General features: G+C 51.5%; 5 protein-coding genes. 4 read left to right on the top strand and 1 reads right to left on the bottom strand.

What is annotated here, in order from left to right; translation table 11 throughout:
* The first annotated feature begins 28 nt into the window (after positions 1-28).
* Both PSCS_RS10355 and PSCS_RS10350 read left to right on the top strand, forming a co-directional pair.
* Positions 29-10,156 carry a DUF6701 domain-containing protein gene (locus PSCS_RS10355; RefSeq protein WP_157885691.1) on the top strand — a complete coding sequence of 3,376 codons (10,128 nt, stop codon included), beginning with the start codon at positions 29-31 and terminating at the stop codon, positions 10,154-10,156.
* A 117-nt stretch (positions 10,157-10,273) separates the two neighbouring features.
* Positions 10,274-11,398, top strand: a complete 1,125-nt coding sequence (locus tag PSCS_RS10350; protein WP_082866558.1) for a S1C family serine protease — start codon at positions 10,274-10,276, stop codon at positions 11,396-11,398.
* Between the two features lie 87 nt (positions 11,399-11,485).
* Here PSCS_RS10350 and PSCS_RS10345 read toward each other — a convergent pair whose 3' ends face one another.
* Complete coding sequence (locus tag PSCS_RS10345) at positions 11,486-13,399, bottom strand: ATP-binding cassette domain-containing protein (protein ID WP_068812034.1); 1,914 nt, start codon at positions 13,397-13,399, stop codon at positions 11,486-11,488.
* A 108-nt stretch (positions 13,400-13,507) separates the two neighbouring features.
* Here PSCS_RS10345 and PSCS_RS10340 point away from each other — a divergent pair, with 108 nt between their 5' ends.
* Together PSCS_RS10340 and PSCS_RS10335 are read left to right on the top strand one after the other, a co-directional pair.
* Positions 13,508-14,209 (top strand): response regulator transcription factor, encoded by a 702-nt coding sequence (locus tag PSCS_RS10340; protein WP_068812033.1) that lies wholly within the window; start codon positions 13,508-13,510, stop codon positions 14,207-14,209.
* Positions 14,206-15,522: a sensor histidine kinase gene (locus PSCS_RS10335; protein ID WP_068812032.1), complete on the top strand. Its 1,317-nt coding sequence runs from the start codon at positions 14,206-14,208 to the stop codon at positions 15,520-15,522. The genes PSCS_RS10340 and PSCS_RS10335 overlap by 4 nt, the downstream gene beginning before the upstream one ends.
* Positions 15,523-15,737 lie beyond the last annotated feature (215 nt).

Raw genomic sequence — 15,737 nt, 5'->3', positions numbered from 1 at the left:
TTTAAATAAGGCTGGGAACACTGATATTGTGAATGACACGGGCAAACAAAAAGGCATTTTTCCCCAGGACAACCCCGGATGGTTTTGTCAGTTTGCGCACATGTACTTCTCAGGTCTGCTGCTAGTCCTCTCAGTTGTATTGTTTCATTCCACTGCGTTCGCGCAAACAACCCCGGTCCCTGGCCCAATCACGCTGGATGCTGCAGTCACTGGCAGCGTATCTACGTCGACACCAGGCTCTGGTCCTGCATCCGGTCGAACGGTCCATCTGTTTACCGGGAATGGTACGTTGACGCCTCCGCCTGGTCTCAGCACTCTGGATGTGCTGGTCATCGGTGGTGGTGGCGGTGGTGGTACTGCTGATTCTGGTTTCTTCGGTTTAACCGCGAGTGGCGGTGGTGGTGGTGCAGGGCGGTTCATTGAGTCCACCATTGGTATTAATGGTAACACTGCAAATATCACTGTAGGTACAGGTGGGCAAGGTAGAACTGGCAGGAATGCGGGCACCAGCGGTGGTTCCTCTTCGTTTTCACAATTAAACACTATTACGGCCGCCGGTGGTGGTGGTGGTGGTGGCTATTCATCAGTCAATGGTAGCTCCGGCGGCAGTGGCGGTGGTGGCGGCTCAAACTTCAGTTCGAGTGGCAGTGGCGGCGGCAATTCCGGAGGCAGTGGCTTTGGTGCGAATGGCGGTAATGGCCGAAGTGCCAGCTTTTTCAGTTCGGGTAATAATGCTGGCGGTGGTGGTGGCGGTGCTGGCGGTGCAGGTCAAAGCTCTCCCAGCAACGGAAGCGCCGGTGATGGTGGTAATGGGCGCACCAGTACTTTCTTTGGCGGTACCTTTGCCGGCGGTGGTGGTGGCGGTGCCAACTCACCAGGTGACGGTGGTTCGGGTGGCGCTGGTGACGGCTCGCAAAATTCAAATGCGGAGGATGGCTCTCCGAATACCGGTAGTGGTGGTGGTGGCTCACGCGGTGGTAATGGCGGTGGTGGTGGCTCTGGTCGGGTTCAGGTTCGTTATTACTCGCCATTAATGTCTTTAACACAGCAGCCGCAAGCTGTTGTGCCCAGCGGGGCAGTCATTTCGTCTGGCCCGCAAGTTACTGTGCTGAGCGGCGCTCCCGGCAATGCACCCATTTCCGGTGTGCCTGTGACAGTGTCAATTCAGGACTCTGTCGGCTCGCCCAGTCTGACAGGCACGTTGACCGTCAATACCAACGCCAGCGGTGTCGCCAATTTCAATAACATCACCATCACCGGAGATGCAGGGCAGTATTCACTGCGTTTCACTGTCGGTGGAGCCAGCGACAATTTTCTGATTTCCAACCAGTTTACGGTCAACCAAGACTACTTCACGATTGAGCACGCCAGCAGTTTTGGCCTTTGTGTGGATGAAACCCTGATCACCATTACGGTCAGGGATGCGGCGGGCGACCCGGTTGAAGATTACACAGGCACGGTGACGCTGAGTAATTCTGGCTTGCACGGTTCGTATACTGTTGAAGCAGGGCAGAACTCAGTCAGTAACCCATCAGCTGGTGTTGCACAGTATACCTTCGCTGATGCGGATGATGGCGTTGTGGTCCTGGCTTACTCGACGAATACCGCGGGCACGATTACCTTTGACGCAAACGACGCTGTCAATGAGATTGCGACGCGAGATTATGCGCTATCAATGGAGATTGGTGCCTGTTCTGTCACGATTACACACAACGGCACGGGAGGCTCCTGCTCCGTTAATGGTATCACCCTTGGTGTGATTGATTCGGCGGGCAATCCTGCCATCGGCTATACCGGCATCGTGACCATTTCTAGCGACCCATCCACGGGAAACTGGACCAACCCTCTCGGTGGGCAAGGCACACTCACCAATGGTGGTGGCAATGATGGTGAGGCGTCTTATGAGTTTCATGTGGATGACAATGCCGAGGTAGTGCTGGGATATCAAAACAGCACGGGGGGGACTTACTCCTTCGATGCCACCACCAGTGACAGTCTGAGTGTGTCGCAAAACAGTGGTGACCTTGAATTGTCTGCCTCCTGTCAATTCAGAATCCAGCATGGTGGCAACAGCAGTATCTGTTCGATTGAAGAAATTACGATCAGCGTCACTGATGCGAATGGTGATGTGATTACCGGTTTTACTGGCTTGATGAATCTCAGTACGGCCGGGGTAACTGGAGGCAATTGGTCCAAGACCGGGACAGCCTCTGATGCTTTCGGTACCTTAAACCCGGGCAGTATCGATACCGGTGCTGCATCTTACTTCTTTACGCCAGACGATCAGGGCACGATTACATTACAGTTTGCTGATGACACCGCTGAAACAGTGAATTTCAACCTGGTGGCATCGGGAGTCAATCAGCCAAGCGGCCAATATGATCCTGACCTGGTGATTGGTGAGTGTATTTTTCGGATTACGCATACTGGCACCACGGATGTCTGCTCATTGGCACAGGTGACGGTGGCTCTGTATGACTTTGACGGTAGCCCTGCGAACAATTACACCGGAACAGTGAACCTCTCTACCAGCACAGGTGAGGGCACCTGGCAGAGTATCAGCTCCGGTTCGGGTACGCTAAACGATCCCTTTGCAGAAGACGGCAGTGCCAGCTACACCTTTGACTTGTCAGATAATGGCAGTGCAACCTTTAATTTCACACACAGTGGCAGTACCGGTCCGGTTAACTTCAATGCCAGTGACAGCATCTCGACAGATCCTCAGGATTCGGGTGATCAGTACGATGCCAACCTGGAAGTGGAATCCTGCAGCGTTCGAATTTCTCACGGTCTAAATAGTAACGCCTGTGCCGTGACACCGGTGACATTCGCGGTGTACGACAGAAACGACAACCTGGCAACCAATTATACGGGCACCTTGAGAATCAGTAATAACACCGGCTACGGTGACTGGGTGCAACCAGGGGGGGCACAGGGTACGTTAACAGCGCCGACAGGTGCAGATACTGGTATTGCTGATTATGCCTTTGATGCTGGAGATAACGGCAGCGTGACGCTGAATTTCCGCAGCCAGGTGACCGGTACCATCAACTTTGATGCGGATGATGATGGCATTGAAGAAGACGGAGCCTACGACCCTGACCTGTTCTATAGCAGTTGCTTCCCGCAAATTTTTGACGGCCCTTCCTGCACCAATAACGGCACTTCAACCAGCGTCGCTATTCCTGCCGAAAACAGTGACCCGGCCCTGCGTAGTCGAGTCGTGATAATGGCGACTATGCAGATTGGAAACTCGACAACAAATACGACTGCAACGTTTGCAGGTCAGGCGATGACGCGTGTTCATCGTGAAAGAAATAATAATTCCCAGCGCGCTACTACCGAGATCTGGGCCATACTCGATGATGACTTGCCCAATGGTGCGGGCACGTATAATGGGCAGTTTAACAATGGCGTGGGGAGCCCGTCGATTTGTCTCCTCTCGGTGACGGGCGTTGCTCAAGAAATACCGCAACCCAATGCCACTACTCCGGCTAATGGGCCAGTGAATGGCAGTACCTATACCGGAAGTCGTGTTAATGGTGTTCATCCGTCTGTTACCAACATCACGACTAACAAAAATAATGCTTTTGTCGTTAGTGCCATTACCAATAATGACACCAGCAATGACGCCAACTCCTACTTCTTTGGCGCTGTTCAGCCTGCCATCACCATGGAGGATTTGTGGGGTGGACCCCAGCCCTCAGTGCAGAACAATCCGCCTTATCGTGAGAATAACCTGGCAGCGAATCCGACCGGGGGCAAAACGGCGGGTTCTGCGGGGGTCCTGGCTTCCATGGGCTTGCTGGAGGTTTCAGAGCCATTCCGGTCCGGCCTGGGTGGTCCCAGTATCAATGCGCATGCGGTAGTGGCCTTTAATCCGCTAGTGACAGGTGAGCCATTAGCCGACGGGTTCGTCCCTGTGCTTTTGTATGAAACCTATGCCGGTCGTGTCAACTATCGCGCCATTGGTAATTCTATGCGGGATACACCATCTAGTACGCAATTAACAGTCAACGCGTCTTTGGACTGTTCCATGGTGAACCCTGCTACTGGAAGTTCTGCAACACTTAACCTTCCGGTCGGCTCGCAAATGAAGTCCGCCTTCCTGTATTGGACTGGTTCGGGCACACAAGCTCAGGCAGATAATGAAGTCACGTTTGGCCCCACTGGCTCTGAAGTGAATGTCGTGGCCGAGGATGTCTTTATCATTGAAGATGTTACGGATGTGTCGGCTGACTTCTTTGCCGGTTTTGCTGATGTCACTGACATTGTTACCAGTACCGGTAATTACACATTAAAGAATCTGTCAGTTCAAACGGGTGCACCATGGAACAGTAATGGTACCTGCGCCGGTGGCTGGTCACTGATTGCCATCTTTGAGCACCCGAATGAGCATGTCCGTGTGATCAACCTGTTTCACGGCTTTCAGCCATTTCAGTATTCTGCGTTTACATTGGTGCCAAGGAACTTCCGCATGGCAACCTATGACCCCAGTTTGCTGAAGCCAAATGGTCAGGTAACACACTTTACTGTTGAGGGTGATGAGCAGTTGTTTAATGGTGATGAATCTCTGGGCATCCAAACCGCACCAGGTTCCACATCGTTCAGTACATTGCCAAATAGTTTCAATCCCGATGGTCGTGAGTTTAACTCAACCATTACCCGGCCTATCTACACCCTGGCACCCAGTAATTTCCTGGAGTTTGATTCAACGGCTGGTCCCAACAATGATGGCTATGAACTGGATTTCCCTGTTTCACCTGGCCAACAGGACAATGGTGGTGATCGTATCGGCGCTACCTGGGGTATTGATGTTGACACGCATTATCTAAGTCATACCCGGCTTGAAGATTTCGGCCAGGTGGGCAACGAAGCTGAACGCATCACGACACGCTACAGCGCGGGTCAGGACCTGGTGATGCTGGTATCAGAGGTTGTGGCATTTACCAATTATCCGATTGCGGATATCGAAGTATTTATTACCGATTCCAGTCCCTTCAAAGTGGGTGAAACGGGCGAATACTATATTAATGTCCGAAATAACGGTAACAGCAGCGGCACCGATGATGAAGCGACCGGTGAGATTATTGTTACACAGCGCCTGCCGGATGGCATGACATTGGCGAATGCTGGGTCTGTCGGTGGTGCCGGCTGGACCTGTAGCAATGTCAGCCTGGACCCCGGTGCCTTTACCTGTGTTTATGATTTGACAACATTACCCGGTGGCCAGCTTGACGGCGGAGACAGTCTGCCGCTGCTGACTGTTGAGGTGGAGGTTGGTGAGCCCCCCACTTACTTCCCGTTGCAAAGCAATACCGAAAAAGCAACGGTCAGGGTGCTGCATTCCGGCGGGAACTGCACAGTTCCGGCGGCAGGTATATCGCCTGATCCAGCCACTTGTGACAGGGTGCCCCAGTTTGACAATCGTAATGACCTGCAGAATGGTGGGGTTGATATCAATGATCTGGAAAATAAAACCGATAATAACAATAACGTTGCCAGCATTAATACCGTTATCGAAGGACGTTTCACCAATCTGAGAATGGCAAAACAAGTGGCTACCATTCTTGAATCAGGTGAATCTGCTCAGTATTTGTTGACGGTAACCAACCTGGGGCCTGATGCTACCACTACGCCATTCACACTCAGTGATGCGGAGCCAACGGGAGTAGATTTCGTCAGCGCATCTGGTAGTGATTGGAACTGCAGTACCACATCTCCTACGTTGAATTGCACCTACAGTGGAACGTTGGCGATGAATGCCAGTACCACGTTAACGCTGAACGTGGATGTGACCGGGGGTATCGGTTTCAATGTCAGCAATACCGCTCAGGTGACAGCAGGTGCATACAATTTTGACCGTTTTCCTGGCAATAACTCAGCTACGGACAGCACAGAGATTGTGGGTCCTCCTGTGGCATCCCAGGAAAAATTCCTGCTTTCTGTGAGTGATCTGAGTGATTCAACCACCATTGGTGGATTAGGGCCGTTCTCTAACGATGACCTGGTTATTTATGATCCTGCGACTGATACAGCAGAGATGTATTTTGACAACAGTGCACTTGGGTTTGGTGTCGATGATGCCAATGCAGTCCACTTGCTGAAGAACGGCCACATCGTCCTGTCAGCAAGTGCTGCAAGCTCCATTGGGCAAAATAATGTCTCCTTTGGCCCAGCTGACCTTGTGCGTTACGATCCGATTTCAGGCCAGGCTGAAATGTTTCTGCAAGGGTCGACCGTATTCAGTAACCCGGCATCCGTAAATATAAATTCAGTATATGTCATGGATGACTGTGATGGGGATGAAGGTCATGGAACCTGTTCTGTTCTGGTTTCGACCACTACCGGTGGCACGGTTGGTAGCAATAACCTGAGCTTTACTGCTTCCGATGTCGTCCGAATCTGGCGCTCTGGCCCGAATGCAGGCCAGGCAGAAATTTATCTCGACGGCAGCGATGGCGATGTGTTTGGCCCGGCAGAAGGTGCTGGTAATGTTGATGTCGATGCTTTCTATGTACGTGTTGATGGCAGTGATGCTACTGAGACCATTCAAAACTTTGCGTTGTCTACAAGCAATACAACCACAACCATCGGTAGCGGCTTAGATCCAGTGACAGGAACATTGTTCACTCGGGATGATGTTGTTCAACTGGATCTGGAAAATACGCCTAACTCAACCTCAAATCTGTTTGTCGGTGACCAGGCCCTGGGCATTTTTCAGAATACATCCAATGACCGTCGACTGGATGCCTTGCATGTTGTGGAAGATGGTTATATCGGCCACTTCAGTATTTCACAGGTGCAATCAGGGTCAGTCTGTGAAGCTGGTGTGCTTCGTATCACCAAGCATGAAGGACTTAGCCATGATGTAGATACTGACTACTATGGCAGCATCCGTCTTTCTACAAGCACTGGTGAAGGTATCTGGCAGTTACAGAATAGTTCAGGTGTCCTTACAAATTTTGGTGGGGCCAATGACGGTCAGGCGATTTATCGGTTCGTGGCTGCTGATCAGGGTGACGTTGAACTTCGTCTTGCCCATGGCAGTAGTGCAACCGTGAGTGTGAATGTCACCAATGGAGTTGCAAGAGAGTTGGGCTCGGAAGATCCAAGTTTTATTTATAATGAAGTTCTGACGCCGATTACATTCGCTGACTTGTTTACTACTGCAGCCTTTAATAATAATGACGGTACATTGAATTTTGAAGATGTCTGGCAAGAAGTTGATGGAATTACTGGCGCCGGCACCGGGTTGGGTGCTAATGCTGGGAATGTACAGGTGGTCAATGGCAGCCTGCAATTGACGTCCAGCACGACAGCAGCCAATAACAGTATTGAGCCATCACTGTCGCGTGTCATTGATCTGGATCCGATGAACCTCCCATATACAGAAGACGTCTGGCTGAAATTCCATTATGGCCATAATGCCTTGGCATTCAGTGACTCGTTTGTTGTGGAGGCCAGAGGCTCATCATCAGATAGTTGGGTGACGTTGCAGAACTTTACAGGTATCACGGTTGATAACACCAATACGGCGATACTTGCCGAATATAACATAACAACAGCACTGGGCAATGCTAGTCAGAGCTTTAGCGATACGACAGAAATCCGTTTTCGTATCAATGAAGGTTACGAGCTTGACCGGAAGTTCTTTATCCGGGATGTCACGGTGGAAACAGCAACAGACCAATGTGGGTATTCTGCTGTTGGTCAAATAGATCACTACAGTATTTCACATTCCGGAACAGGTATTTCCTGTGTCGGTATTCCCGTTACTATTACAGGCCATGATAGTGTGCACGGTGTATATGCCTCGGGTGAGTCTGTTAACCTTACGACAAGCACGACAAAAGGGACCTGGTCGAGAATACTTCAGGGCTCGGGTACGCTGACGTCAGTCTCTGCCCAGGGAGATAATGGTGCTGCTACCTACACCTTCCCGCCAGGGGAGTCTTCCGTCACACTATTGTTTAATCATACAGTTGAAGCTCAAGTGCCCGATTTGGTTAATGTCAATGTGGCAGGCGTTACCAGTGGTGCTATTGAAGTTGAAGATCCGGATATGACAATTGTTGAGGCGGGTTTTGCCTTTTATAATGAGACACAAGGCGACTACCAAATCCGCACTCAGATCGCAGGCAAGCCTTCCTCAACAGATCCTCGTGGTGATTTGATTGCGCTACAGGCTGTCAGAAGCTCTGACAACGATCCATTGCAATGCGCACCCCTTTTTGATGCTGGTCAAACACTGGAAGTCGAACTGGCTGCTGAATGTTCCGATCCTGCCGCCTGTGCCGCTGGGACATCATTCTCTGTAAACGGTGAGAATATCTCAGTGGTTAACAGCAACAGTGCAGCCAATGCGGCAGCGTATACACCAGTCACACTGGATTTTATTATCCAGCCCAGTGGTGATCCTGGTGCAACTATTGTGACCAACTACTCTGATGTTGGTGTGATGCAATTACATGCCCGATACAATATTCCATTTGGATTTTTTGGTGACACTAATCCGGTGATAGGTGGTGCTATTGTGCCAGATGATCCAACATCAGAGCTGTCGGATGACTACATGTATGGCAGCAGCAACACCTTCGTTGTCCGCCCGTTTGCACTGTCTGTGGACTTTGAGTCTGGGGATGGCCCCATCGTTGCTGACCGGGATACAGGAACTAATCAATCTGTTGCAGCTGACGAGGACGGTTCGCTTTATCGTAAAGCAGGCGAGAATTTTGCAGCCCTTGTTTCCTCGGTTGCCTGGCAGGCCGCAGACGATTGCAACCTGGATGGCCAGCCGGATGATGGCAGTGAGGTAGATGGCATGAGCCAGTCCTGCGATGAAGCTGATCTGCTGGACAATCCGGTGACGCCAAGTTTCTATCGCGATTCACAAGGTTTGTTGAATGCCTATCGCATCAAGTTGGATGTGGTTTCTAACCAGGCGGAAAACGATGGCGGTGTTCGTGGTGTACTGGACTCGGACATCTTGAACCGTAGCAATTTCGCCAATTACGGGGTGGATGGTGTCGGCCGCCTTGAAACCAATTATAACGAAGTGGGCATTATTGATATTGATGCTGAGCTGGTCGATTTTTCCGAAGACCCGACAACATATCTTTCCACTGATGCAGTAATAGGTCGCGCCAAAGATGTGGGGCGGTTCTACCCGGAGCGTTTCGATATTGTGAATGTCAGTTTGACGCCCAGGGTTGAAGCAAGTTGCTCACCACCCTCGACGTTTACCTACATGGGTGAGCCCTTCGGCTTAAACATAGAATTGGTAGCCAGAAATGTTCAGGGACAGACAACGGAAAACTATCGAGCTGGTTTTGCCAAACTGGATGAATACGACGACCTGAACCTTAAGGCTATCGAAGAAGTTACGGGTAACGACAACAATGATCTGACTGTCCGGCTGAGCAATGACACCATGCCTGCCACATACCAGGCGCAGTGGTCTGCTGTTAATGGGGGCGAACTTGAACTGGAGGGTAACGTGATCTTTGAACGAGCGAACCCTGCCGATCCTGATGGTCCCTTTGAAGATCTGATCATTGCATTTGTACCTACCGACAGTGACGGCGTGACACTGGCCGCATCAGACCTGGATACTGAAATTACCGAGGGCGATGAAGATTATTCGGAGATCGCAAGGCATGATTATTACTATGGTCGGCTGATTGTCGATAATGCTTACGGTCCGGAAACGGAGAACTTGCCGATAACTTTCCGGGTTGAGTATTTTGATGGCGAGCGCTTTGTCATCAATACTGCAGATGACTGTACGATTATTTCAGCTGCCGAGCTTGATCTGCTTCCAGGAACCTATACCAGTGATCTCGATAGTGGCGAAACCAGTATTGTTACGCCGGGAGCACCTGAGTTTAACAACGGCCTGGTCAACGGCACAGAGAGTGCCACTAACCCAACGGATGCGCCGATGACGGCAACAGCCCCTGGCGAAGGCAACAGTGGTACTGTTGATGTTGAACTGGATCTTGATGCGCTTGGGCTGCCTTTCCTGCGCTATAGCTGGCCTCATGAGGGGAATGACTATGACGATAATCCCCGTGCGCGTCTGGAGTTTGGTGTGTTCCGTAATCACGACCGTCTAATTAACTGGCAGGAAGTGTATAACGGCGCAACACCTTAATGCCTCTGTTCCTGGAGCTGGCCAGCCTTGTAATCTGTCCGGCTGCTTGAAATTTCCCTGCGCTGATCCCATTATGGTTTTTATAAAAGACCTCAGCCCAATGGAGCAGGATCTGGCATGAAATTATCGCTTCACCCAATGATATGGTTTTGTATCTCACTGCTATCCAGTATTCTGATGCCGGCGCTGGCTGGTGCTCAGCAGCCATCTATTGATAAGCCGCAAGATTATGCTGTCTTCAGTACCGATGACGAAGCAAACAATATCGAAGTATTCCGCCAGGCCAGCCCTTCCGTTGTTTATATCACCAATTCACGCCTGGTTAGGCGTTCCTTTTTTTCCCTGAATCCGGAAGAAATTCCAGCTGGCAGTGGCTCGGGTTTTATCTGGGATGAACACGGTTACATTGTGACCAATTTTCATGTGATTCAGAATGCGTCGCGTATCACTGTTACCTTGCAGGATGGGACAACCTGGGATGCGCAGGTGGTCGGTGCAGAGCCAGACAAAGACCTTGCTGTGCTGAAAATTGATGCGCCAGAGGAGCAGCTTCACCCACTACAGCTGGGTGATTCCTCGTTGCTGGAAGTGGGGCGAAAAGTGGTTGCCATTGGTAACCCCTTTGGGCTGGATACCACGATGACCGTGGGTGTGGTCAGTGCGTTGGGTCGTGAAATCAACTCCGTCACAAGGCGTCGAATCAGGGATGTGATTCAAACGGATGCCGCCATCAATCCGGGGAATTCCGGCGGCCCTTTGCTGAACTCTCTGGGCCAGTTGATTGGCGTGAATACCGCTATTTACAGCCCCAGTGGTGCCAGTTCCGGTATCGGCTTCGCGATTCCAGTGAATACGGTTCGGCAGATTGTGCCTGAGCTGATTGAATTTGGTCGGGTGCAAACACCTACCTTAGGGGTGGCATTGTTTCCACCGCAATACGCAGACTATTACCGTCGACGCTGGGGCATTGATGGTGTGATTGTGCTGGATGTAATTGATGGTGGCAGCCCGGAACGCGAAGGCATGCGAGGGCTGACTGAGACCAATCGTGGTATCGTATTGGGTGATGTGATCATTGAAGTGGATGGCGAAAGTATCAGTAATGAAGATGATCTGCTTAATGTGCTGGAAGGCCATGAAACAGGTGATGTGGTCGAGGTTGTGACACGACGGGATAATCGTGCGCAGCGTTACCAAATCGAGCTGAACGCTGCCGCATCTGAGGCCGGGTTATTACGCTAATCGGTTACGTTAACCGGTTGTGCTAATCGACAGGCTGATTCGAGTTTGTTGATTTTTCTGTTGATTTGCAGCGAAAGGTAATTGTGGTTAGGCGGACTCCAGCTCAGCAGACTTTTCCAGCCAGGCTTCTTCAACGCGATCGAGTTCGCTTTGCTGTTCCCCCTGTTTTGCCAGCAGGTCTTTGAGTTCGTCTTTACGGCTATCATCATAGATGTCCGGGTCGGCCAGCTTTTCTTCAATCACTTTCAAAGAATCGCTCAGCTTGCCCATACTTTTCTCAAGTGCCCGGATTTCTTTTCTCAACGGGCCGGTTTGCTGGCGCTGCAGGGCGGCCTGTTGACGATTTTCCTTGGCGTTGGCCGTCATGCCAGGCGAACCACTGAGATCTGTTCTGGATTTTCCAGCCCCGGTGTTACTGCTGGATGCATCCTGTTGTAACCAGCTTTCGTATTCATGCAGGTCGCCTTCAAAGACTTGGCACTTGCCCTGGTCAATCAACAGGAACTCATCAACCGTGTTGCCCATCAGGTGACGATCGTGTGAGACCAGGATAATGGCACCGTCGAAGCCTTGTAATGCGACTGTCAGTGCGTGTCGCATCTCCATATCAAGGTGGTTGCTCGGTTCATCCAGCAGCAGGACATTAGGCTTTTGCCAGACGATTAGCGCCAATGCCAGCCGTGACTTTTCACCACCGGAAAAGTGATGGGCCGGCTCACTGATACGGTCTCCGCGGAAATCAAAACCACCTAGAAAATTACGCAGTTCCTGTTCGCGTGCGGCTGGATCAATTTTTTGAATTAAGGCAATGGGAGACAGGCTTAAGTCAATTTCATCCACCTGGTGCTGGGCAAAATAGCCGATCTTTAAATGCTTGGACGCAATGACATCGCCAGTGTTGCTGTCGTGCTTCCAGCCGAGTTGTCCGGCAAGCGTTTTAAGCAACGTGGATTTGCCCATGCCATTGCGACCCAGTAAGCCGATACGCGTATGGCGGAATACTTTCAGATTGATACCAGTGACCAGCGGCTGCTCAAAGCCAATGGCCGCTTTTTTTAAAGACAGTAAGTTTTCGGCACTTTGCTCCGGGCTGAAAAAAGAGAAGCGGAAAGGCGAGTCAGAGTGAGCCGGTGCAATATCCTGCATGCGCTCAAGTTCTTTCAATCGGCTTTGGGCCTGTTTCGCTTTGCTGGCTTTGGCCCGGAAACGGCGCACAAAATCCTCGATCTCAGAGCGACGTTTCAGTTGTTTTTCAAGCGCCGCCTGTTGCTGCGCCAGGCGTTCAGCGCGTTGTTTTTCGAATGAGGTGTAGTTGCCACGGTATTCAAATAACTGTTTGCCTTCAAAGCTGACCACACCACCAATGACAGAGTCCAGAAAGCTTCTGTCGTGCGAGATGATCAGCAAGGTGCCGGTGTAACGATTCAGCCACTGTTCCAGCCATAGCGTAGCCTGCAGATCAAGGTGGTTGGTTGGCTCATCAAGGAGCAGCAGATCGGATGGCGCCATTAGTGCAGCTGCCAGATTCAGGCGGATTCGCCAGCCACCGGAGAAATCTCCCACGGGGTTATCAAACTCTGAAGTGGAGAAGCCCAGGCCGGACAATAGCTGTTCTGCCCGGACTCTGGCGTTATAGCCATCGATACGGTCCATGTCGGCATGAAGTTTGGCGATTTTGTGGCCGTCCGCTTGCTGCTCGGCCGCGGCGAGGGCGGTCTCAATTTCCCGCAACTGGCTGTCGCCATCGATGACGTGATCGATGGCCGATCGGTCACTGCCCACCGTTTCCTGCTTCATCCAGGCGATGCGCAGACTGTCAGGCATGCTCAGATCGCCCGCATCCAGCTGTAGCTGGCCATTCAGGCAGGCAAAGAGGCTGGACTTGCCACTGCCGTTGCGGCCAATGACACCGACCTTATGGCCTTTGTGCAAGGTCAGGTTGGCGTTTTCCAGCAGGGTTTGTTCGCCGCGCATCAGGCGGGCATTAGTCAGGTTAATCATAAGCGCGCTATTCTAAGCCATATCGCCATCCACATAACAGGCGTTAAGAGCAGATAAGGCATCTGTTCTGATTGATTTATTCCCGGCAAGTTCGTAAACTTCAGCGCTATGAAGCAGATCCTTATCATTGACGACGACGAAAAACTTGGCCAGCTACTGACACAGTATCTGGAACGTTATGATATGAGCGTGACCGTTGCTCATACCCCATCCAAAGGGTTTGAGGTTCTCAAGCGGTCCAAGCCCGATTTGCTGATCCTGGATGTCATGCTGCCGGAGAAGGACGGGTTTGAGATCTGTCGTGAGATTCGTGCCAAGTCATCTGTCTATGGCCACCTTCCCATCATGATGCTGACCGCCCACGGTGAGGTCACAGACCGGATTGTCGGTCTGGAGCTTGGAGCTGATGATTATCTGCCCAAGCCGTTTGAGCCGCGAGAGCTGGTAGCCCGTATTGCCAATATCCTGCGTCGTGCCGGTGATGAAGGACGTACCAGTAGTGATTTGCCTCGAGTGGAAGGGCTGGACGTCGACACTGCCCGCCGGACAGTTCACCTTGACGGAGAACTGGTGGAACTGACCACCATGGAATATGAGCTGCTGGTGCTGTTTATCCAGTCACCGAACAAAACGTTCTCTCGTGATGAGTTGATGAACCGCCTGCGCGGCATCGATGCTGAATTGTTTTCCCGTGCTGTCGACACGCTCGTCAGCCGCCTTCGCCACAAGCTCAAAGATACCTCCAAAACACCGCGCTTTATTAAAACTGTGTGGGGGCGTGGCTACACGTTTGTTGGTCAGATGCAATGAAGTCATTGCTACCCCGGCTGACCAGTTCACTGTTCTTCCGGTTGTTCCTGATCTTCAGTGCTACCGTTATCCTCTTCCTGATCATTATTACCCTGTCGTTGCGTCAGATCGACCAGAACTGGCGTCGTGAACGCACCGCGCCATTACCCGTGTTTTACCTCGATAATGTCAGGCTGATGGTGGATGCTATTGGTGTTCCGCCTGATTTGCGTCGGGCCGAAGAATTGGCCAGAGACCTGTCATTGACCATCATTATTCGCAGTCCGCATATCAACTGGCAGTCAGATGACCAGTCCGATCTGGATATTTCCAGTGCGGTGTTTATGCGTGAACTCTCTGATGATGCGCAGATGCTGGCGGTTGGTAACGAGCAGGTGATCCGTGTCGCAAGAGGTGGGTATGAGTACTTCCTCAATCGCAAGGCACCGTCCCTGAGCGACTACGATATTGCGGTGGTCTACATCGGTCTCGGTTTCGCCATCTTTATTCTGTTCTCCAATTACTGGCTGGTCCGACGGCTGCTGGATCCGGTTAACCGACTCCGGCAAGGCGCCGAGAAAATCTGTGAAGGCGACCTGGGATATCGGGTGGAAGTGACCCGAACTGACGAACTGGGTGAGCTGACCGAAAGTGTTAACCACATGGCTGACTCGCTGCAATCCATGCTGGAAGCAAAGCGTCAGTTGTTGCTGGCGATCTCTCACGAGTTGCGAACACCGGTGACGCGAGCCAAGTTGCAGCTGGAGTTTATGGAAGATAACGCACTCAAGGATACCTTGAGCGATGATATCAATGAGATTGACCTGCTGATTTCCGATCTGCTGGAAGCTGAGCGACTCAGCACCCAGCACTCAGCTTTGATATCGGATGATGTCGACTTCGCTGACTTTATTTCCATGCTGACATCGCAGTATCAGAATGAAGAAGAGCTGCTTGAGCTGAGTCTGCCTGATGAAGATCGATCCATGCACATCGACAAACTGCGCGTTCGATTGCTGTTTGCCAATATTGTTAACAATGCCATTCGACACGGTAGAGGAAATCCAGTGCATGTCACCGTTTCATTTGCCGAACATGAGGCCTTGTTGGAAGTAAAGGACCAGGGCGAAGGGATTCCTGCGGAGCACGTCAGACACGTACAAGAGCCGTTCTACCGGGCTGACAACTCACGCACACGAAACACCGGTGGCTTCGGGCTGGGGTTATACCTCTGCAACCTGATTGCAGAGGCCCATGGTGGGCGGATGGAGATTCGTAGCAATGTTGGGCAGGGAACAATCGTTTCGGTTTACCTGCCAATCATTGAGCATTGATTTCCGGTCAGCATACCTAAGGATTCTTTGGACAGCGCGCCTGAGAGCCATCGACTCAAGGGCAGACGACCGCAGCACATCAACCGCCACTCTGCGTGCGGAAACTCAGCCTGACGGCTTCAGACAGTCCGCCCGCTTTTTCGGGTTGCGAGCAGAGCATCACTTCATACTTCATATACCGCAGCCGACCACTGCCTAACGCGCCTTACCCGGCA

The organism is Pseudohongiella nitratireducens (assembly GCF_001642735.1).
Taxonomy (GTDB): domain Bacteria; phylum Pseudomonadota; class Gammaproteobacteria; order Pseudomonadales; family Pseudohongiellaceae; genus Pseudohongiella; species Pseudohongiella nitratireducens.
Note: the sequence above shows the minus strand (reverse complement) of the source record. Positions and strands in the feature narration are given on the sequence as shown.